Raw genomic sequence first — 20598 nt, 5'->3', positions numbered from 1 at the left:
GGGACCGTTTGCAGACAACGCCAGACATCAGCGCGCGCCCACTTCCCGGGTGCGCTGCGCTTACCCGGGCTACGTTGCTGATTGCGGCAGAATCATCAGCTTCGCGGCTGACGCCGCTCCGACAAAAGCGGCGCTTACTCCAGCAGCTTGGCCCAGCCGTGCATGCCATCCACGCGGCTCAGCACCAGCTTCACGCAGACCAGCAGCGGCACTGCCAGCAGCAGGCCGATCATGCCCCACAGCCAGCCGAACAGCATCAATGCCAGGATCAGCATCAGCGGCGAGATCGCCATGCGGCGGCCGAGCACGATGGGCGTGATCAGCTGCCCCTCCAGCGTATGCAGGGCCAGGTAAGCCAGCGCTGGCAGCAGGGCGGTCAGTGGATCGCGGAATTCGACGAAGCCCATCAGCAGCATCAGCACGATGCCGATCAGTGGCCCCACGTACGGGGCGAAATTCAGCAGCGCGGCCACCGTGCCCCACAGCAGGGCCTCGGGCAGGGCGATACCGAGCAGCATCAGCACGCCGGACAGGATCAGGCCAAGGCCGACGTTGATGAGGGTGATGGTCAACACGTAACGGGATATCTCGCGCTCGATCGAGCGCAGTATCTCGGCGGTGAAGCGTTTCTGCTGGCGGTTGGGCAGCAGTGCGATCACATGCCGCTGCAGGTTTTCGCCATAGATCATGAAGAACAGGGTCAGCAGCACCACCGCCAGCGCCGAGGCGGCCAGCTTGGGTGTGCGCACCAGTGCCTTGTAGGGATCGTCGAGCTGGGTGCGGATCACCTGCACCTTGCGGTTGCCTTCGCCACCGGCGGCGCGGGCGAAGCTCTCCGCCGCCAGGTTGGCCTGCTGCACCGGTTTGACGAAGTCCTGCACCTTGCGCGAGATCTGTCGCATCTGCTGCGGCGCTTCCTGCACCCATTCGGTGGCCGGGCCGGCCAACTGCACGGTCAGCGCGGCGCTGCCTGCCAAGCCTGCCGCCAGCACCAGCAGTGCGCCGAGGAAGCGTGGCAGGTGCAGTTTCTGCAGCAGGCGGATGATGGGGTTGCCGATCAGCGCGAAGAACATCGCCAGCAGCACCGGCAGGATCACTTCCTGCGCGGCCCACAGCGTGTAACCCACCGCCAGCGTCGCCAGTACCACCACGGCGACTGGCGCGCGCGGGCGTGGCGCAGGGGCTTCAGCGGGGCGGGGTGTGGCTTCGGGCAACGGGTCAGACATGCGGGCAGCGCTCCGTGAACGGAACGGCGCGCGGTGGCGCCGTGCTCAGGATTCTGACAGTTCTGTCGCCGCTTCGGCGGGGCCGGGTGGCGTGCTGTTGCTGCGCGCCGTGCTGGCTGCCGCGGCGGGCGGCGGGCTGTCCTCGTCGTCGCCTTGATCGGCATCGTCATCGGCCGCCGCCTGCCCGGCCATCACCCCGGCCGCTGCCGCAGCGGCGGCAAACGAGGCGACCGAAGCCTGCGCACTGCTGACCAGCCCGGACACCGAGCCGATCATCTGCAACCAACGGCTGCCGCTGAAGGCACCGCCGGGTTCCAGCTTGCCGGCCAGGAAGCCGCCAGCCAGGCCGACCACCACGATGCGACCGGGTGTCCATGCACTGCGCCAGCTCTGGTTGAGCTGGTCCCAGTGCTGGGTGGCTTCCTCGCCACGCACCTGCACCACGGCTTCGGCGCGGCGCACACGGCGTTGCAGGGCTTCGAAATTCACGGTGTGTTCTCCCCGGGGATCTTCACTTCGGCATCGGGGTCTTCGCCGGTTGGCTCGTCGAACAGACCCAGCCGCGACAACTGCCGGCGGGTGGCGTGCATGCCGGTGTGGTGGAAGAAGTACGACACCCGCCAGATCGCGTAGCCGGTGACGGCCAGGCTGGTGAGGGTGGGGATCAGCAGCGAGACGAACAGCGACAAGCCCATGTATTGCAGCATCGCCACCGCCGTGGCGGCCAATAGCAGCCGCGCCGAGGCGCCGAATACGATGGCCACGCCGCTCCATGCCAGGGAACGACCAAACGCGCTGCGCGCCAGGGCCAGGTCAGCAGACGCCAGCCGGCGCAGGGAGCGCAGCGTGTTGGAAGCCGAGTCCAGCGTCTGCCGGCCGGCGGCGCCAACCTGACGGATGCTTTCTTCCAGCCCGGGCGCCTGGCCCGGGGTGGAATCGTCGCCAGTGGGCGGTGTTGCGTTATCGCTCACGCCGATCAGTCGTTGCTGCGGGCGAGCTTGGCAATGATCCAGCCAGCGGCGAAGGCCACGCCGAACGAGGCCAGCGGACGCTCACGGATGAGGTCGGCGGCGCTGTCGATCAGGTCCTTGCCCTTGTCCATCAGTGCGTCGACCTGTTCCTTGGCGGCAGCACCGCCCAGCTCGGCGGCGGCCAGGCCGGACAGCGCGCTGTCGGACAGTTCGGCCTTCATGTTGGCCTTGCCCAGACGCAGTTCGTCGCCGGCGGCACCGGCAGCGCCCTTGACGGCCGAGCCAGCGGCGGAAGCGGCGGACTTCAGGTGTGCGCCAGCCTCGCCCAGGTGTTCCTTCATGTTCTCGGTATTGGTGGGGCTCATCGTGATCTCCTGGTTTCAGCGGGTGCGCCGGATGGCGCGCGGTTGCAACAGAACTCAACAAATAGCAGTTGCCGGGTGTAAACAACGTTACGCCGGCACCACAAGATGCTCACCTGGGCATCATCGCATCATCAATTGGCCGCGCTGGCTGCCACCGCGCAGGATGTTCAACACCAGCTGTGGCGGGCGTTGGCCGAAGCTGGCGCGCCAGCCGGCGAGGTCGGTGAACGCACCGCTGCTGGCCGCGAGAATCACATCGCCACCGGCCAGGCCCGATTGCGCGGCGCGGCTGCCACGCGCTACTTCGCTGACCAGCACGCCGTTGATGCCGGCCTGGCGCAGCGATTCGGGGAGGTCGGCGAAGGTGGCGCCGCTCAGGCGCGGGTCCAGCGTATCGCCGGCCACCGCACGCGGTTGTTCCTTCAAGGTGGCCTTGAGCTGCAGCGGCTTGCCGTCGCGGCGCACCTCCAGATCGACCGTGCGGCCGACCGTGGAGAGCCCTTCAAAGTTGTGCAGGGCCTGTGCGCTGTCCACGCGCTGGCCATTGATCGCGGTTACCACGTCGCCGGCCTTTACTCCGGCCGCCGCCGCGCCGGAACCGGCCAGCACGCGCGTTACCAAAGCGCCACGGGCCTCTTCCAGGCCCAGGCCCTGCGCGATCTGCGGTGTCAGGTTCTGGGTTTCCACGCCCAGCGTGCCGCGCACCACCACGCCCTTGGTGATCAGCTGCTCGACCACGTCACGGGCCAGGTTGGACGGAATCGCCAGGCCCAGGCCGATGTTGCCGGCCATGCTGCCCTGCGGGTTGTAGCTGGCGGTATTGATGCCGACCAGCTGGCCGTTGAGGTTGACCAGTGCGCCACCGGAGTTGCCGGGGTTGATCGAGGCATCGGTCTGGATGAAGTTCTGGTAGCCCAGCCCACGGATGCCGCTGCGGCCAACCGCCGAGACGATGCCGGAGGTGACGGTCTGGCTGAAGCCGAAGGGGTTGCCGATCGCCACGACGAAGTCACCCACGCGCAGCTGGTCGCTGTTGCCCAGCGGCAGCGCGGTGAGCTTTTCGGCGGGGATGCGGATCAGGGCGATGTCGGTGTCGCGGTCCGAACCGAGGAACTCGGCCTTGACCGTGCGGCCGTCGGCCAGGGTGACCTGTACGTCGTCGGCGTTCTCGACCACGTGGTGGTTGGTGAGCACGTAGCCGCGCGCTGCATCGATGATCACGCCCGAGCCCAGCGACTCGTTGATGCGCTCCTGTGGCACCTGCGGGAACAGGCGGCGGAAGAAGGGGTCGTCAAAGAAGGGATTGCGTACCCGCACGACCTGCTTGGTGTTGACGCTGACCACGGCTGGCATGGCCTGTTCCAGCATCGGCGCCAGTGACGGCACCGCTTGTCCGGCGACGGCGGCCGGCAGCGCGGCGGTGGTCGGCAACACCGTACTCAGCGAGGCGGCTTCGGCGCGGTTGTCCAGGTGGGCATTGATGGCGGTGGCAGTGAAACCACCAAAGGCGGCGGCCAGGGCCAGGGTCAGCAGGGTCGGGATGGGTCGCATTGCCGGGGGTTCCATGCGGGGGCGCCCGAGGGCGGCGCCGGGGTGGGGCGGGTTGCTGAACACGAGTGTGGCGGGGGGCAGTTAAATCGGCAATGAAACTTCTGCATTGCCGCAATCCCAAGGGCCTCAAGCTCTGCACGGAATGCAATAGAGAAGACGTACATTTTTCGTTTGACATCACCCCGTGGGTGGGTAAGCTTGGTCGGGTCATCACCCACTAGATGTTGGGTTGATGTGAAAAGCGTCCCCAAGCAGTAGGGTTTAGTGCTCGGGGTGCAAGCACCCCAACGGAAGGCGTGCAATGACCGCGACAGTGATGCAGAAAACCGGTTTTTCCCGGAATCCCCTCATCCCGCCGACAGGCGCGTAAGTACGCGCCTGCGCGTCGCTGTCTTTGCTGCCCGGCCTGTTTGGGAAAAGAAAATCGCACCGCAAGGTGCCCCAGGAGAGTTTCCACAATCATGAGTACGGTGCGTCTGGAAGTGGTCAGCAATCAAACCAAGTCGGACATGATCCCTCTGCAGCCTGCCTCGCAGGACATCTGGGAAAAGAAGTACCGCCTCACGACCAAGGCAGGCGAAGCGCTGGACGCCGATATCGACGGCACCTACCTGCGCGTGGCCCGCGCCCTGGCGGATGCCGAGGCCACCGACGACAAGCGCGCCTACTGGTATGAGCGTTTCGCCTGGGCCCTGCGCCGTGGCGCAATCCCGGCTGGCCGCATCACCTCCAATGCCGGCGCCCAGCAGCACAAGCCGGCCACCAGCACCATCAACTGCACCGTGTCGGGCACCATCACCGACTCGATGGACGGCATCCTGGAGAAGGTCCACGAAGCGGGCCTGACCCTGAAGGCCGGCTGCGGCATCGGCTACGAGTTCAGCACCCTGCGTCCGCGTGGTGCCTTCGTTGCCGGCGCTGGCGCCTACACCTCCGGGCCGATGTCCTTCATGGATATCTACGACAAGATGTGCTTCACCGTGTCCTCGGCCGGTGGCCGTCGTGGCGCGCAGATGGGCACCTTCGACGTGTCGCACCCGGACGTGAAGGACTTCATCCGCGCCAAGCGCGAGGACGGCCGCCTGCGCCAGTTCAACCTGTCGCTGCTGATCACCGACGGCTTCATGGATGCGGTGAACAACGACGCCGACTGGCAGCTGGTGTTCCCGATCAACACCAAGGAACAGGCCGAGCTGGACCCGTCCAGCGGTGAGGAAGTGGTGTGGCGCGAATGGCCGACCCACGAGAACTACATCGTCCGCGACGACGGCCTGGTGGCCTGCAAGGTGTACGGCCACATCCGTGCCCGTCACCTGTGGGACATGATCATGGTCTCCACCTATGACTACGCCGAGCCGGGTTTCATCCTGATCGACCGCGTCAACGAGATGAACAACAACTGGTGGTGCGAGAACATCCGCGCAACCAACCCCTGCGGCGAGCAGCCGCTGCCGCCGTACGGCGCCTGCCTGCTGGGCTCGGTGAACCTGACCAAGTTCGTGCGCGACCCGTTCACCGACAAGGCCTCGTTCGACTGGGACGAGTACAAGGAAGTGGTGCGCGTGTTCACCCGCATGCTCGACAACGTGGTCGAAGTGAACGGCCTGCCGCTGGAACAGCAGCGCAACGAGATCATGCGCAAGCGCCGCCACGGCATGGGCTTCCTTGGCCTGGGCAGCACCATGACCATGCTGAAGATGAAGTACGGCAGCACCGAGTCCTGCGAGTTCACCGAAGCCATCGCCCGCGACATGGCCGTGGCCGGCTGGGAAACCGGCCTGGAGCTGGCCCGTGAGAAGGGCGCCGCCCCGATCATGGAAGAGCAGTTCGACGTTACCGCCGCCATGCTGCGCCAGCGCCCGGAAATGAAGAAGGACGGCTGGAAGGTCGGCCAGAAGATTGCCGGCAAGGTGCTGCACGCCCGCTACAGCCGCTACATGCAGCGCGTGGCCACGGTGGCCCCGGAGCTGGTGGAAGAGCTGGCCACGGTCGGTTCGCGATTCACCCACCACAGCTCCATCGCCCCGACCGGCACCATCAGCCTGTCGCTGGCCAACAACGCCTCCAACGGCATCGAGCCCTCGTTCGCGCACCACTACAGCCGCAACGTGATCCGCGAAGGCAAGAAGTCCAAGGAGAAGGTGGACGTGTTCTCGTTCGAGCTGCTGGCCTACCGCCAGCTGGTCAACGACAAGGCCATGCCGTTCTCCGACGAGGCTGATGCCAAGCTGCCGGAGTACTTCATCAGCGCCGACGACATCTCGCCCAAGGAACACGTGGACGTGCAGGCCGCCGCGCAGAAGTGGGTGGACAGCTCGATCTCCAAGACCGCCAACGTACCGACCGATTACCCGTACGAGCAGTTCAAGGACATCTATCGCTACGCCCACGAGCAGGGCCTGAAGGGCTGCACCACCTTCCGTTTCAACCCGGCTGCCTTCCAGGGCGTGCTGGTCAAGGAAGCGGACCTGGAGAACACCACCTACCGCTTCGAGCTGGAAGACGGCCAGGTGGTGGAGGTCAAGGGCAACGAACAGATCGAGTACGACGGCGAGATGCACACCGCCGCCAACCTGTTCGACGCCCTGAAAGAAGGCTACTACGGCAAGTTCTGAGTGCCTTCATCGCCCTCCCGGCCGCGCGCTGGGAGGGCATGACGGTGGCTTCGCCGCCACCTTCCTGTTGCGCGCTTGTTTCACGTTGCATCGGCTTCGATATAGCATCGCCACATTACAGACCCGATGCCCTTAGGAGGGCTTTATGAGCAATGGTAATGGTGTGACCGCGACCGTAACCCAGGTTGCCGAGGACGTGAAAGAAACCGTCAAGGAAACCGTCGCCCACGCGGGTGAGAGCATCGCGGCAACCGCCAGCGACGCCGTGGTTGCAGTGAAGGCCAGTGCAAAGAAGGTCGAGGCCGGCGCCAAGAAGCAGGTGGCCAAGGTCAAGAAGGCTGTAAAGAAGGCCGAGAAGGCCGTCAAGAAGGCTGAGAAGGTTGTCGCCAAGAAGGCCAGCGCGGCCAAGAAGGAAGTGAAGAAGAAGGTTGCTTCCGTGCGCCAGAAGCTGGAAGCCGCCAAGGCCAACGCCAAGGCTGAAGCCACCGAGCTGAAGAAGAAGGGCGCCGGCAAGCGTGCGGCGACCAAGAAGGCCATCGCCAAGGTCGAGAAGAAGGCCGCCACCAAGGTCGCCTCGGCCAAGAAGACGGTGAAGGCTGCCGAGAAGAAGGTCGCCAAGGCCGTCGGCAAGAAGGCTGCTGCCGCCAAGAAGTCGGTGAAGGCTACCGAGAAGAAGATTGCCAAGGCTGTCGTCAAGAAGACCACCGCTGCCAAGAAGGCAGTGAAGAAGGTCGAAAAGAAGGCAGCCAAGAAGGTCGCCGCCGTCAAGAAGACGGTGAAGGCCACTGAAAAGAAGGTCGCCAAGAAAGTAGCCGTCAGCAAGAAGACCGCTGCCAAGAAGGTTGCCCTGACCAAGAAGACCGTGGCCAAGAAGGCCGCTACCGCAAAGAAGACGGTTGCCAAGAAGGCCACCGCAGTGAAGAAGGCCGCCAAGAAGGCGACCCGCAAGTAAGCCGCACCGCGCGCCCCGTCCTGCAAGGACGGGGTTGCTGCCAATCCGTTTAGCAACGCATAACCAGGACTCGCACCATGGCCGTCAAGATCGACAAGAAAATCAAGGGCTATTCCGTCATCACCCCGGACGACAAGGCCCGTGAAACCGCTGCGGCCAAGGCCCCGGTGGCTGCCGCCCTGGACGAGTCCCCGGCCGACAACATCGTGCACATGCACGAGCGCATCGAGCGCCCGGAAGTGCTGATCGGCAGTACCTACAAGATCAAATCGCCGCTGGTGGAACACGCCTTCTACGTGACCATCAACGACATCGTGCTCAACCAGGGCACCGAGCACGAACTGCGCCGTCCGTTCGAGATCTTCATCAACTCCAAGTCGATGGAGCATTTCCAGTGGATCGTGGCGCTGACCCGCATCATGTCCGCCGTGTTCCGCAAGGGCGGTGACGTCACCTTCATCGTTGACGAAATGAAGGCCGTGTTCGACCCGAAGGGCGGTTACTTCAAGGTCGGCGGCGTGTACATGCCGTCGCTGGTGGCCGAGCTGGGCTCCATCGTCGAAGACCACATGAAGTCGATCGGCCTGCTGCAGGACCCGGAAATGAGCGCTCACCAGCGCGCCCTGATCGCCGAAAAGCGCAAGCAGTTCGAAGAACGCTCAAAAAAAAACAGTGAAGTAAACGCAGCGCCGGCGAAAAGCGCCGCGCTCGCCCCCTCCCTTTCGCAAAGCGAAGGGGAGGGCCAGGGAGGGGTAGCCCTTGATGTTGCCGTCGCCCCCGAAGCGGCCCCCGAAAGCGCCGACAACGGCAGCTTCCCGGCCAGCGCTACCATGTGCCACAAGTGCAGCACCAAGGCGCTGGTGATCATGGACGGCTGCCAGACTTGCTTGAATTGTGGGTATAGCAAGTGCGGTTGAAATGATTTGAATATTGGTCGATAAAGGCAGGCTCAGTGATGAGTCTGCTTTTTTTTTTATCTTTTTGGGGGAAGGGATGAACGAATTCACTAGTGATAACTTTGATCGCCTTGGAGATTATGTGCGAGAGGAGCTGCCAGGGGCTCCGGCGCTTGTTAATAGGTTCTTTGAGGTGGATGGAAGCTATAGCAGGCTCCTAAGCTATGGGAATGTAAAGCCTGTCTCCATCTCGAAGGATGAAAGGAAAATTTCGCTTGATGAGCCGTTGTATGTGCGAAGGTTTGAGGTCTATTCGAAAGATGCTGCGTCGACTCTGAAATCCTTCGAGATACGGGTGGAGGCTGCATCTGGTGAAATTATTCCCTTAGTAGGTTCGGTGCTTAAACGGTCGAAGGCGGATGGGACTTCGGAAAGCTACGTGGCCTATATGGTCAAGATTTTCATAAAATCTGTGACTGTTCGAGGGAATGTTCCCTTGCGGCGACTCAAGTTGTTGCGAGTTTCGATATATGGCTACTCGCTGGAGCAGCTGGAGGATATTTCCGAAAAGGTAACGAAATCTGCTGATACTTTAAATGGTATTGAATCTTACGTTAAGTCCCATAGGAGCGAGGTTGAATCTGCAAGACAACGTGTTGCGGAGCTAGCAGAGGAGCAGCGAGTAGTAAAAGAGAGCATCGAAGAATTGGTTGTCGAGAAAGAAGAGCTTTCTGCCGCCGTTGAAGCATCGCGTATTGAGGACGCTTCGCAGACTGAGAGGCTGAATAAGGTCAAGGCGTCTCTCCAAGTGGCGGAAGAAGCGTTAAATGCAATTCGGAATAATGAAGCGCAGCTCAAAGAATCGGTTAATGGGCTTAATGTTGAAATTTCACAAAAGTCGAAAGAGCTTCAGACGCTGGTGAATGATCGAAATCTGATATCCGATGAATATAGGGACTATGTTTCGGAAGGCGCAGGCCAATCTTGGAAGTACATTGGTCTCATGGTAATTCCAATTATTGTTATTGGATTTTGTTCTTGGCAGTTGTATTCGGGAGCGAAAAACATACTTTCGTCAGATGTGAGCGATTTAAATCAGCTGATTGCGCTGTCCTTGCAGCGGATTCCGTTTGCAGCTGCTTTGGGTTTAATCGTGACAGTTTGCTGGAAGCTCACTTCTGCATTGATGGGGAGGATTATGAGGATTCATGGTGATCGTTTGGCTCTGGCTAAGTTGCTCGTTATCGCAAAAGACGTTGTCTATTCTTCGGCGACTGATCTTGGCTTGAATGATGATGATAAACTTCGTCATCGGATGCAGCTCAAACTTGAGATGCTGAAAAGTCATTTGACAGCTGAGCTGGACTCGAATTTTACCTATACCCAACGTCAGTCAGTCGGCGGGTCGTCAGCAAAAGTTAAAGCTGACGCCGTCAGTGATGTGGCTGAGTAGAATAGGAAGCGGAAGATTAGTGGGCTAAGGGACAAACGAGGTCAGTAACGTAGCCCGGAAAGCGGGGGTCAGAGTCGGGTTCCCGCTCAGGAAAACCGAAAGCCGGAGCCAATCCAGCGTCGGGTTTCAACCTTGCGAACGAGAACAGGGAGAACAGGGGTCAGAGTCAGGTTTCCGCCCTGACCCTCGTTCGTTGTGTGGTCTTGATTCTCTAGGATCAATTAGGTCAGCCGCAATAGCAGTACACTCGGGGTTTGCAATGATCGAAGAAGCCGAGCCGACGTTCGGCTTTGTGCTTTTGGCTTCGGCTGTTTTCCTCCGATGCCGACGACGCACCCAATCCCTTGGCTACGATTCGATGCAATGCCGGGCATCGTGCGATCCCGGGTGCGCTGTGCTTACCCGGGCTACGGATTGCGCGGGCTCGTCGGGTGGTTTGCTTACTGATCGCGGGGCGGGCGTTGTGCGGTGATGTGGCTACGCTGGGGCGATGGTCAACTATCGACGTAATCGTGTTGCCGGCGGCACCTACTTCTTCACCGTTGCCTTGCAGGACCGGCGCAGTGATCTGCTGGTGCGCGAGATCGATGCGCTGAAGCAGGCCTGGCGCAACGCCGCGCAGCGTGTTCCGCACCTGGTGTTGGCGGCTGCTGTGCTGCCAGAGCACCTGCACGCGGTGATCCAGATGGATGCCAGTACGGATAACTATCCACGGCTGTGGCAGGAGATCAAGAAGGGCTTCACCCGCAGGGTCTTCGCTCCGGGCCATCAGTCCCCAGGCGCGTTACTGGGAGCGAACCATCCGCGACGCCAGCCAGCTTCAAGCCTGCGTGGACTACGTGCATATCAACCCCTTGAAGCATGGCTGGGTGACAGCCGTACGCGACTGGCCACACTCCACTTTTCATCGCTACGTCCGCGAGGGGCTGCTGTCGGAAGACTGGGCTTGTAGCGAATCAGTGGCTGGTACCAGCCTTGGGGAGCCGTTGCGGTAATCCGTAGCCCGGGTAAGCGCAGCGCACCCGGGATCTGCAGTGATCGAAGAAGCCGAGCCGACGTTCGGCTTTCTGCTTTTGGCGTCGGCTGTTTTCCTTAGGTGCCGACGACGCGCCTAATCCCTTGACTACGATTTGACGCAATGCCGGGCATCGTGCGATCCCGGGTGCGCTGCGCTTACCCGGGCTACGGATTGCCTAGGCCCGGCGGCTGATTTGCCTACGGATCGCGGCGCAGGTGACACAGGCGCTTGGTATTGGACACATTAGTAGCGCCGAATTTGCTCCGCCACAGGTAGTACTAGGCCTGGCTGAAGCCGCGCCGGCGGCAAAGATCCTTGATCGGCATGCCTGCTTCAGTGTCACGCAGGACGCAAATGATCTGTCCTTCGGTAAAGCGCCTTTTCACGTCCAATGTCCTTGTCATTGAGGATTGGACCCAAACTGCTGTGCTACCTAATCTCAAGGGAGCGCTGGATGGCAAAGGAAAACTCTCTCTGCTACAAAGAGATCCCAGCTCAGGACGATCTGGCGTTACTTGGAAGTAAGTGGTTGACCATTACAAGGATAAGGGAATGAGTGATTCAAGTGTCCTCAAGGGCGTAATCCGAAGTTTGCCAATTGCTGGTGGGTTGCTTGCAGTTGGAGCCAATTCGGTCAATGAGATTTGCTGTACTACAAATGGCTGCCATCCAACTCCGCCAATAGGTGTTGGTGATGGATGAGAGATGTGCGGAGGCGCATGGGGAGGTGGTAATGATCAGCGTGATCTGGATTCGATCGCTGAGTGTTACTGTCGAGGGTGCGCGCTTGCCCCAACCGAGTTCGCAGCGTATGGCTGTGGTATTCGCTCGCTACCTCCGCTGATATTGAATGGCTGTGGTACTTCGGGAGGTCAGCTGGTGCCAGGGTTTCTGGTTGAAGCAGTACAGTTCGGGGCAATATTCACTGCTCCCTGCAATACGCGCGACCAATGCCATGAAGCTGCGGGAGAAGCCAAAGTGCGGCGCGAAACTGTGCTCAGGGATAATGAGATTTCATGCATAAACACAGGTTCCTTCTGTTTTGCGCGCGATCTACATGCCTCTTGCAAGAGGCGCAGGTCGCAGCATATCCGCAGGTTCTTCAGCGGGAAGCGATTGCAGCTTGGACACGCCTTCCGGCATTCAATGCAGCCCGAGATGAGCTTGTCGCCGGTTATGGATATCCGACCATGCCGAAGAGTGTTGATTTGAATTCAGATATCGGGGTATCGAAATGAAGAGATTCTTGGTGGTAGGCGGTCTGGGCTTGATTGCTATTTCGGCAATTACTTTGACAAGCCTCAATCATTCGCCCGCATCAAAATCAGATGGGCGCGCGGAATACAACTCCGGTGTCAGTAGTCTGGAGGAGAGCCGGCATCATCGAGATCCTGGGAAAATATTGGGTAAAGATGAATCTCGCCATGCGCGGATAGATCCTTCCTCTATCCGTAACGAAATCAGATCGAGCTCAGAGCTGGTGGCATCGGATGCACGGTTAATTGCGATTTCGATGGAAGAGCTCGAGTGGATGAAAAATCATTACTACCCTACTCAGGCTGAAATCAATTCGCTAGCGACACTTGATATCGACTCGCTCAACGGTACGGACGATCCGAAATTGCAGACGCTATTCGGGCTTGCGGCTATTCGGCAAGGGAAGCCAATGGCTAGCCTTGGCATGCTGGAAGACGCGGCTTCAAAAGGTTCAGTTTATGCATACGAAGAACTGGCGCTTGCTGAGTATGGACTTGCTAATGAAAGATTTGGCAAGTCCATCGACGGAGATAGGGTATTGCGTGCCCGGTTGGAGGTTGCAAAGATTTTAGGTGACTACAAGGCGGATGCGTTGATCAAGCAGTATCTCCCGAATTTTGACGATCGAGCGAACGCTGCCGTAGTTCAGTTGCAGACAACCGAGTTCCTTCGCCAGCTAGGCACCCATGGTCAATTGCAGGGCTATCGTACTGCTGGACCTGATCCTCGCCCCAACTTGGATCAGTGGAATGACCTAAAGAAGCTGGCGCAGGCCGGGCAGTCGACCCCAATAGAGACATTTTCTTTGGAAAAGTAAATCACGGGAGACAGGGGGCCGGAAACATGGGTCAGAGTCGGGTTTTCGCTCTGACCCTCTCTGCTTCAGGCGGGGGTGACCTGCGGATGCCGACTCTGGTCCCTTGGATCATCCGCAAGCAGGACCCAAGGTACAGGGCTATCTCCATATTTCGGTTGTGATGAAGCTGTAGTCTCTGCTGTTACAAGCTTCTATGGTTGCACTTCCGTCGTGCATGCCCAGCGACAGTGATCCCGTGCCGCAGGTGACAGCACGAGATGCCCAAAGCCATCGCTGATGGTGACCAGACTCGCCCAGACTGCAGCCAGGAAGGAAGTTGGCGTGCCAGGTAACAATGGAACCGCTGATCCCCTCCCACTCCGCGTCCGCATGTACGGCGAATCCACCTGGATCGCCACGATAGACGGAACCAGGGCCATCCATGACGATGCTCATGGTTGCATCGCAGAAGGCGCGTGAGGCGCTGGCGGAGGGGTTGCTGCTCGATCCGGTCGCTTTTGGCCGTGGGCCGCTTCCGCCGCAGGAAAGCAGCGTTTGTGTTTCCTTGGTAAGAATTGATACCCCTGTGCGGGCTGCTTGTCCTCCATATCTGGCGCAGTACCTGTCGAGTTTGGAGAGCGCATCTTCGGATTGGCGAGAAGCATCCAGCTCCAGTTTTCCGTCGGCTTCCACGGTATGTATGAGCTCCACGTAATCACCCGTATACAGGCGATACGTTCGCAATAGAATCGCCGATGTCCTTGTCAATGAGACATCGCGTGAAGTCGACTCCGACACGAGGCTGAAGGAATCCGCGTTGTGTGACTGTCCATGCTGCGCTGCGGATGCTTGGGCAATGGAGAACGCGAGGGCCAGTGAAATTCCAAATTTGAAGTTCAATCTACTCTCTCCTTGAGCTGCTGATTCGAGACTTATGAAGATGTGCCTTTGTGCCCATGCAGGTGTATTGAGCAAACATCCCAGGCTTGGTTAGGCGCGAGAGCGTCACCTTCAGGTAGGTGCGCGCCGTTGCCATGCAATCAGACCCATCTGGCTTTCCACTGTGATCAAGAACAGTGGGCGAGAACAGGCGATACAGCCGGATTCTTGCTCTGATTCCGCTTCGTTTCTGGGTAGTGAAAATCTGAAAGCCGAAAAGCCGGGGTCAGCGTCGGTTTCCGCTTTGGCCCTTGCTCGTTTCATGGTTTTGGTTCTTCAGAACCAGCCGGATCTGCCGCAACAGGCGGACGATGGGCATTCCTATCCGGATGGAGAATCGTAAAGAAATTGTCGGATAGTGATGGCGCGATGCAGTGAAATAGCTATTCATATCAACGTGTTGAAATTCTTCTCATGCGCCAGTATCGTTTCGTGAATCGTAAAGAAACGAGCTCTGATCATGGCCCGTCCTTCCTCAGCCAGCGTCCTGCAACTGCTTGATCTGCTTCAAAGCGGCGATCCGGTGCCGGCCGGCGAGTTGGTCGAGAAGCTGGCCGTTTCCCGTCCCGTCCTGTCGCGATTGGTAGCGGAAGCCGGTGATCAGGTGCGCCGTGTTGGCAAGGCGCGCGCCACGGCCTACGTAGCCACTGCGCTGGTCCGGCCCAATAGGTGGCCGCTTTACCGGATGGGCGAGGACGCGAACATGGAAGAGTTGGGCACCTTGCACGCGTTGCGTGGAGACGGCTTTCTTTTTGAACCCACGGGTGATCGCCCGAACCTGATGCGGGCAGTAGATGGCCCGGCGGGTTACTTTCCGGGGCTGCCCTGGTTTCTGGATGATGTGCGTCCGCAAGGTTTCCTCGGTCGTTCCCTGGCGCATCGTTTGGGCCGGGCATTGGGTGTGCCCCAGGACCTGAAAAGTTGGCAATCGCGCGACAACCTGCTCGGCATCCTGCATGGTGGCACCAGTGTCGGCGACCTGCTGTTGGGACAGGCTGCCATCGACCGTGCGTTGTTGGATGTGGATGCGCCTGCGGATCGTGTGGACATGGACAGCCGGCATGATGTCTATGCCATACGTGCCAAGGAAGCCCTCGATGGCGAGGAAGTTGGTTCGTCTCCAGGCGGCGAGCAGCCCAAGTTCACTGCGACTGTTGTTACCACTACTGGTCGCTACGCTGCCTTGGTCAAGTTCGCGCTGCCGTCGTTGAACCCGTTGGGCGCGCGTTGGGCAGACCTGCTCGTCTGCGAGCACCTGGCCTTATCCACGCTGCGCGAGGAAGGCTTCCCAGCATCGCGCACGCAGCTGCTGCGCAGCGATGAACATGTGTTCCTTGAAGTGGAGCGGTTTGATCGCACCGAGGACGTATTGGGCCGGCGCGGCTTCGCTTCGCTGCTGGCGTTGGATGCTGCCTTCATCGGTGAGGGATCACGCGACTGGGGTCTGGCCGGCGAGCAGCTTGTTGACGAGCGATTGGTCACTCAGGACACCGCCCAGAACATGGCGCGGCTGCATTGGTTCGGCCGGCTGATCGGTAACACCGATATGCATCTGGGTAACGTCGGCTTCCACCTCATCGACGAGGGTCCGCTAGCCCTGTGTCCTGCCTACGACATGCTGCCGATGTATATGGCGCCATCCGCACAAACCGGAAATATTCGCGCACTGGCACCGATAAACATCAATGCGCCCGGCCGGGCCGGGCAAGCGCCATTCATTGCCTGGGCCGCAGAACTGGCTGAGCAGTTCTGGCGGCGGGTAGCGGAATCGGAGGTTGCCCCGGAGATTCAGGCCGTAGCCCAGCAAAACATCGACGTAGTCAGCCGCTACGCCCAACGCTTCGGCAGCTGAAAGAAAACCGGGGTCAGAGTCGGGTATCTCGACGCGGTTCTTCGGTCACGATTCCGAAAAACCAACGCTCCGCTCAGGGCAGCACGTAAAGCACCTGTGCTGGGTAATCCGCCACCATCTTCAAGCGAGCGAATGCCGAGCCGCCGATGGCGCCTTCCACCGGGGCATCGGTCATCGATGACATGTACTCGGTGAAATTGCGGTCCGGGCGCGCCGCAAACCATGCTGGGCCGGTATCGGCGCCAGCGATGCGCACGTTGGCTACCTGGATCATCGGCATGCCGCCATCGCCTTTCAGTGCCACCGGCCAGTCCGGGTGCGCATCGCGCCACTTGCGGTACTGGCGGGCGGTGATGAAGCTGCCTGCCACGCGCGCGCCTTCGGCATGGCCCAGCGCCTTGGCGCCATCCGCACCCAGCCGGAGTTCGGCACCGGTGTCGAACAGCATGTCGAGCTGTTCGCCGTCGATCTCAACCTGGATGCGTGGCCAGTACATGTTGCGCTTCGGCAGCATCGTCAGCGGCGTGCTGCGGGCAGTGGCCGGCGGCGTCCAGCCCTGCAGCACGCTGAGCGTGCTGTTGGGGTAATCGAACTCCCACACGCGCCCGGCAAACCAGCGGCTGCCAAGGAAGCCCTCATTGAGCATGGGGCCTTCGCCGAAGCCCTCGGCGGGCACTACCGCGAGCCGACCCTGCAGGTAGCTGTCGTGTTCGGCGGGCGGAATGCTGGCGCCATCGGCGAAGGCTGGCCATTCCGCGGTCTTGAGCGGCGGCTGGCCTTCTTCCTCCACATCCGCACCGGGGCGCAGGCCCAAGCGTTGCGCGATATCGTCGCGCACCATGTTCAGACCGCCACCGGTGTCGGTGTAGAACACGATTGTCGCGCCATTGACCAGGCGCGGTGTCAGCAGGATGCGCTGGTGCTCGAAAAGGGCAGGTACCACCGTGCGCGTGGGAGCTGGCTGCGATGCAGCACTCTCGGACGCCAACGCGGTCACCGGGCAGGCCGCAGACAGCATCAACCCCAATACGAGTACGTCACGGCGGGCGAACAACGTCATGCAGCACATCCTTGTTGTCATTGGTTGCCCGATCTTCGCAGATGCATGTGCCCGGTGTCGTGTGACGGAAGTTGCACGGACTTGCAGAGCCGGGCACAGGGCCGGTTGCAGTTGAATTCAAAAGGGAGGAACAAGCACGTCGCTTCCGCCTCGCTTCGCCGGTCAGTCACCAATACCGGCCCGGGCTGTGAGGTATCAGGCCAGCTTGCGCACCCGTGTATCCGTCGCCTTCAGCGGCGCTCCATCAGCACCCTGCAAGCGCATCAACGGAACCGGCTTGCCGGTGCGGTTGTCGAGCAGTTGCGAATGCCGTTCTCCGCGTTGGTACAGGTGTTGTTCGCCCCATTGACGCAGGGCGACGAGGATGGGGAACAGGCTCTCGCCCTTGGGGGTGAGCACGTATTCCTGATACGCCGTGCCGTCCGATGCGGCATGCAGCTGCAGGATGCCTGCTTCCACCAGCTTGCGCAGGCGGTCGGTGAGGATGTTGCGGGCCACGCCCAGGCCGCGCTGGAAATCGCCGAAGCGGCCAACACCGTCGAATGCATCGCGCAGGATGAGCAGTGACCAGCGGTCGCCGACATGGTCGAGGCTGCGTGCCACGGGGCAAGGGGAATCGTGTTCTGGGCTGCGGCGAGACATGGCGGCTCCTGTGGATACGTCCATTGTAGTTGCATTTTAAAACCACTGTCCGCTAGCATCTATCTGGTTGTTATTTGCAACTGGATTGGATCGGCCGTGAATCTGCCTTTGGAAAGCTCGCTGGAACACCGCGAGGCCACCACGCAGTTGCGGGGCGATGCGCTGCCCGCAGGTCTGGTATGGCTGTTCGCGATTGCCAGCGGGCTGTGCGTGGCCAATGTGTATTACGCGCAGCCCTTGCTGGACCTGCTGGCCGCATCACTGGGTATCAGCCTGGCCGCTGTCGGTAGCGTGGTGACTGCAACCCAGATCGGCAGTGCCTTGGCCTTGCTGTTGCTTGTGCCACTAGGCGACAGGCTGGAGCGGCGCCGCCTGATGCTGGTCCAGCTGTTGGCCTTGGTGGTCGCGTTGCTGTGGGTGGCCTCGGCGCAATCGCCGTGGCTGTTGTTGCTGGGCATGCTGGCGGTAGGTCTGCTCGGTACGGCGATGACACAGGGCCTGATTGCCTATGCGGCCAGTGCTGCCGGCGACAACGAGCGTGGACGTGTAGTCGGTGCCGCGCAGGCGGGTGTGTTCATCGGCCTGCTGATGGCGCGTGTGGTCGCTGGCGGTGTTGCCGACCTGGGTGGCTGGCGCAGCGTCTACGTCGTTGCGGCGCTGGCGATGCTGCTGCTGGCCGGCGTTCTCTATCGAAGGCTTCCGCGTTTACCGGCGAGCGCAGTGGCGATGCGCTACCCGCAGTTGCTCGGCTCGATGCTGCAGTTGCTGCGACAGGACCGGGTGCTGCAGATCCGCGGAATGCTGGCATTGCTGATGTTCGCGGCATTCAACATCTTCTGGAGTGCACTGGTGCTGCCGCTGAGTGCGCCGCCTTATGGCTATTCGCACACGGCAATTGGTGCCTTCGGCCTGGTCGGCGTCATTGGTGCGTTGGGCGCGACTGGAGCAGGCCGATGGGTCGATCGCGGGCGAGGCCAGGCCGTCACCGCGATGGCGCTGCTGGTGCTGCTGCTGGCGTGGTGGCCGCTATCGTTGATGCCTGCCTCATTGTGGGCACTGGCGCTCGGCATCGTGCTGCTGGATCTGGGCGGACAGGCGCTGCACGTGAGCAACCAGAGCATGATCCTCCGCGAGCAGTCGCAGGCGCATAGCCGGTTGGTTGGGCTGTACATGTTGTTCTATGCGGTGGGTAGCGGGACCGGCGCGATTGCAACGACCGCCATGTACGCGCAGGCAGGTTGGAGTGGTGTATCCATGCTGGGCGCGGCGACTTGTGGCGTTGCTGGAGTGTTCTGGCTCGCAACTCGGCGCTACATGCCCCAGCAGCCGCGGTAGCGAACAGCATCACTCGATAGGTGGATGAAGTGGCCCGGGCACGTGACGCCGCCCCGAGCCACAAGCGAAGCTTCAGTGTGTAAACCGCTATGTTGGTGAGTGGTATCAACCTCAGTTGCCAACACCAATCTGCTTCATGAAAGCGGCGTTGTCCCAGTACAGGAACTCCTCCGTCATCTGTCCCTCCTCGTTCCAATGTCCAATGGTGACCATCGGCAGCCGGTAGGTCTTATTGGTCGGCTGGATCACGGTGCCATCGGCAAGCACCATGGGTTTACTGAAAGTGCCTTCGATGAAGCCCGCAACCGCCGTCCACTCGGCATTCGCTGAGCCGAAACGCACCGGATGCTCGGTAATCCGGTTGTCGGGCGCGAAGGTCCACATGAAGTCCAGTTCCTTGATGTGGTCAGGCAAACCGGTGGTGGTGTGGCCGTCGGGATAGTGCACGACGATGTCCTTGGCATGGCTCAGGTGCAGGTCATCCCATTGCTGCTTCGTGTAGACGCGGAAATCCAGGTCATCAAAGGTCGCAAGGTTCCTGGCCAGGGCTGACGGCATTCCCTGTACGGCGGGAGTTGCTTCGCCCACCTTGCTGGCCGGCCAACTGTCGATCGGTTGCCCGGCTGCAGATGCGACGCCAACCGTGGTGAGTGCTACGGAAGCAGCGAAAGCGACGCGTTTCATGGCATTCATTGAACGGCTCCTGCAAGGTGTGCGCTGAGGTGACGACGTTCGTGGTGTTCCAGCCTTTGCCGCAAAAGCCAGCCGCCCGGCTGGAAGCGGAGGAAGCATGAGCCGCCGCTGGTTCGAGGTGTGTGAAGCCAGTGCGGGGGCGAATTCAGGTCTTTCGCTTCTCCCGGTATCGCTGTGCTTGCGGGCGCACGCAGTCAATTCCCTGACCCAGAAGCTACAATCGGCCGATTCCCATTGCATGACCGGGAACTACATGGATGCAACGTACTGATTACCCGGGGTGGAACATGAAAGTCCGTATTTTTGGAGTGTCGCTACTTGTAGGTCTGCTGCTGGGCTGCAAGCAAATGCCGGCAGGTGAGGCGGAGGGTGTCGCCAGCGCAGTTCCGGCGGCCGAGTTACCGGCCAAGGCAAGCGCGGATCCGGTCGCCGAGATCGAGGACACCGAATCCTCGCCCTATGAAGAGGGCGACCCGGAGGGCGATGCGCCCACGCCAGCCGCGTTCGACCACGAGCCCAGCTGTGAGGAAGATCCACTGGCGACGTATTTCTTCACCCTGGTGGGCGGCAACACCGTGGACAATTGCGGCCGTGCTGATCCCAAGGTCACCGCCGCATTCGACGAGCTGCTGAAAGAGGCGGCTGAGGGCGACATCGCCGATCCGCATGTCCCACCGCAGCGCGACCGGCTGCTCAGTGGCCCCAGCGCACCGGGCGTGCCCAAGATGTTGGGAGGCGAAACATGGTGGTTCTACACGGCCTGCCAGGCGCACCAGTGCGACACGCAGCAGCTGGCGATGCTTTACCAGCCCCAGCACGCCAGGATGGTTGGCCGTCTGGTATCGCGCTGCAAGGTATGGTGGTTGGGCAATCCGACGGCTGAGCAGCGTGCGCTTATCGATGAAACCAAGCCGGTGGATCCTGCGCTGCTAAGTGATGAACCCTGCGACGAAGAGCTTTGAGCTCGGCTGCGGTAG

19 protein-coding genes and 1 pseudogene are annotated in these 20598 nt (G+C 60.9%); 10 read left to right on the top strand and 10 right to left on the bottom strand.

Going from position 1 to position 20598, the window contains the following annotated elements; translation table 11 throughout:
* Positions 1–134 precede the first annotated feature (134 nt).
* From ACVOLI_RS09500 to ACVOLI_RS09480, 5 genes are all read right to left on the bottom strand, one after another.
* A complete protein-coding gene (locus ACVOLI_RS09500) occupies positions 135–1226 on the bottom strand; it encodes an AI-2E family transporter (RefSeq protein WP_282271313.1) in 1092 nt (363 codons plus the stop codon).
* A 45-nt stretch (positions 1227–1271) separates the two neighbouring features.
* Positions 1272–1715: a protein sip-5 gene (locus tag ACVOLI_RS09495; RefSeq protein WP_481534406.1), complete on the bottom strand. Its 444-nt coding sequence runs from the start codon at positions 1713–1715 to the stop codon at positions 1272–1274.
* The gene (locus tag ACVOLI_RS09490) at positions 1712–2197 is read right to left on the bottom strand and encodes a phage holin family protein (protein ID WP_481534405.1); all 486 of its coding nucleotides are present in this window, start codon (positions 2195–2197) and stop codon (positions 1712–1714) included. The genes ACVOLI_RS09495 and ACVOLI_RS09490 overlap by 4 nt, the downstream gene beginning before the upstream one ends.
* A gap of 5 nt (positions 2198–2202) precedes the next feature.
* The gene (locus ACVOLI_RS09485; protein ID WP_296246876.1) at positions 2203–2562 is read right to left on the bottom strand and encodes a hypothetical protein; all 360 of its coding nucleotides are present in this window, start codon (positions 2560–2562) and stop codon (positions 2203–2205) included.
* A gap of 120 nt (positions 2563–2682) precedes the next feature.
* A complete protein-coding gene (locus ACVOLI_RS09480; protein ID WP_296246877.1) occupies positions 2683–4113 on the bottom strand; it encodes a Do family serine endopeptidase in 1431 nt (476 codons plus the stop codon).
* A gap of 461 nt (positions 4114–4574) precedes the next feature.
* On the opposite strand from ACVOLI_RS09480, the gene ACVOLI_RS09475 reads away from it, so the two are divergent.
* The 5 genes from ACVOLI_RS09475 to ACVOLI_RS09455 all read left to right on the top strand — a co-directional run bounded on the left by ACVOLI_RS09475 (position 4575) and on the right by ACVOLI_RS09455 (position 10981).
* Complete coding sequence (locus ACVOLI_RS09475) at positions 4575–6728, top strand: adenosylcobalamin-dependent ribonucleoside-diphosphate reductase (protein ID WP_481534404.1); 2154 nt, start codon at positions 4575–4577, stop codon at positions 6726–6728.
* 145 nt (positions 6729–6873) lie between these two features.
* Complete coding sequence (locus tag ACVOLI_RS09470; protein ID WP_481534403.1) at positions 6874–7680, top strand: histone; 807 nt, start codon at positions 6874–6876, stop codon at positions 7678–7680.
* Between the two features lie 77 nt (positions 7681–7757).
* Positions 7758–8597, top strand: a complete 840-nt coding sequence (locus ACVOLI_RS09465; RefSeq protein WP_296246884.1) for a TSCPD domain-containing protein — start codon at positions 7758–7760, stop codon at positions 8595–8597.
* 13 nt (positions 8598–8610) lie between these two features.
* Positions 8611–10029, top strand: a complete 1419-nt coding sequence (locus tag ACVOLI_RS09460; RefSeq protein ID WP_481534402.1) for a hypothetical protein — start codon at positions 8611–8613, stop codon at positions 10027–10029.
* 490 nt (positions 10030–10519) lie between these two features.
* On the top strand, positions 10520–10981 hold the full coding sequence (locus tag ACVOLI_RS09455) for a transposase (RefSeq protein ID WP_481534401.1): 462 nt from the start codon (positions 10520–10522) through the stop codon (positions 10979–10981).
* 269 nt (positions 10982–11250) lie between these two features.
* Here ACVOLI_RS09455 and ACVOLI_RS09450 read toward each other — a convergent pair.
* A pseudogene (locus tag ACVOLI_RS09450) lies at positions 11251–11451 on the bottom strand (transposase); the annotation flags it as partial.
* An 830-nt stretch (positions 11452–12281) separates the two neighbouring features.
* Here ACVOLI_RS09450 and ACVOLI_RS09445 point away from each other — a divergent pair.
* Positions 12282–13121: a hypothetical protein gene (locus ACVOLI_RS09445; RefSeq protein WP_481534400.1), complete on the top strand. Its 840-nt coding sequence runs from the start codon at positions 12282–12284 to the stop codon at positions 13119–13121.
* Between the two features lie 138 nt (positions 13122–13259).
* Here the strand turns inward: ACVOLI_RS09445 and ACVOLI_RS09440 are convergent, their stop codons facing one another.
* The gene (locus ACVOLI_RS09440; protein WP_481534399.1) at positions 13260–14000 is read right to left on the bottom strand and encodes a hypothetical protein; all 741 of its coding nucleotides are present in this window, start codon (positions 13998–14000) and stop codon (positions 13260–13262) included.
* Positions 14001–14163: 163 nt separating this feature from the next.
* Between ACVOLI_RS09440 and ACVOLI_RS09435 the strand changes: the two genes are divergently transcribed.
* Both ACVOLI_RS09435 and yjjJ read left to right on the top strand, forming a co-directional pair.
* A complete protein-coding gene (locus ACVOLI_RS09435) occupies positions 14164–14382 on the top strand; it encodes a hypothetical protein (protein ID WP_481534398.1) in 219 nt (72 codons plus the stop codon).
* A 117-nt stretch (positions 14383–14499) separates the two neighbouring features.
* Complete coding sequence (gene yjjJ, locus ACVOLI_RS09430; protein ID WP_481534397.1) at positions 14500–15891, top strand: type II toxin-antitoxin system HipA family toxin YjjJ; 1392 nt, start codon at positions 14500–14502, stop codon at positions 15889–15891.
* 73 nt (positions 15892–15964) lie between these two features.
* On the opposite strand, the gene ACVOLI_RS09425 is transcribed toward yjjJ, so the two are convergent.
* Positions 15965–16951 carry a hypothetical protein gene (locus ACVOLI_RS09425; RefSeq protein ID WP_481534396.1) on the bottom strand — a complete coding sequence of 329 codons (987 nt, stop codon included), beginning with the start codon at positions 16949–16951 and terminating at the stop codon, positions 15965–15967.
* A 195-nt stretch (positions 16952–17146) separates the two neighbouring features.
* Positions 17147–17593 carry a winged helix-turn-helix transcriptional regulator gene (locus ACVOLI_RS09420; protein ID WP_481534395.1) on the bottom strand — a complete coding sequence of 149 codons (447 nt, stop codon included), beginning with the start codon at positions 17591–17593 and terminating at the stop codon, positions 17147–17149.
* 96 nt (positions 17594–17689) lie between these two features.
* Here ACVOLI_RS09420 and ACVOLI_RS09415 point away from each other — a divergent pair, with 96 nt between their 5' ends.
* Positions 17690–18928, top strand: coding sequence for an MFS transporter (locus ACVOLI_RS09415; RefSeq protein ID WP_481534394.1), 1239 nt, complete (start codon positions 17690–17692; stop codon positions 18926–18928).
* A gap of 111 nt (positions 18929–19039) precedes the next feature.
* Here the strand turns inward: ACVOLI_RS09415 and ACVOLI_RS09410 are convergent, their stop codons facing one another.
* Positions 19040–19621: an ester cyclase gene (locus tag ACVOLI_RS09410; RefSeq protein ID WP_481534393.1), complete on the bottom strand. Its 582-nt coding sequence runs from the start codon at positions 19619–19621 to the stop codon at positions 19040–19042.
* Between the two features lie 287 nt (positions 19622–19908).
* On the opposite strand from ACVOLI_RS09410, the gene ACVOLI_RS09405 reads away from it, so the two are divergent.
* Positions 19909–20583: a hypothetical protein gene (locus ACVOLI_RS09405; RefSeq protein WP_481534392.1), complete on the top strand. Its 675-nt coding sequence runs from the start codon at positions 19909–19911 to the stop codon at positions 20581–20583.
* Positions 20584–20598 lie beyond the last annotated feature (15 nt).

The organism is Stenotrophomonas sp. STEN029 (assembly GCF_056760015.1).
This window is presented reverse-complemented; position numbering and strand designations above follow the sequence as displayed.